At 51.5% G+C, this 272-nt stretch carries 1 protein-coding gene; it reads left to right on the forward strand.

What is annotated here, in order from left to right:
- Positions 1-272 (forward strand): pyruvate formate lyase family protein (locus tag SB753_RS37310; RefSeq protein ID WP_410805173.1); only part of this gene is annotated, 272 nt, incomplete at both ends.

The raw sequence follows: 272 nt of genomic DNA on the forward strand, positions 1-272 counted from the left end.
CTCTGATGGCGCTGCACGACCGTGACGTTATCCGCACCATGGCGTGTGGTATCGCTGGTCTGTCCGTTGCTGCTGACTCCCTGTCTGCAATCAAATATGCGAAAGTTAAACCGATTCGTGACGAAGACGGTCTGGCTATCGACTTCGAAATCGAAGGCGAATACCCGCAGTTTGGTAACAATGATCCGCGTGTAGATGACCTGGCTGTTGACCTGGTAGAACGTTTCATGAAGAAAATTCAGAAACTGCACACCTACCGTGACGCTATCCCG

The sequence above is a fragment of the Paraburkholderia sp. SIMBA_053 genome (assembly GCF_046534895.1).
Taxonomy (GTDB): Bacteria; Pseudomonadota; Gammaproteobacteria; order Burkholderiales; family Burkholderiaceae; genus Paraburkholderia; species Paraburkholderia caledonica.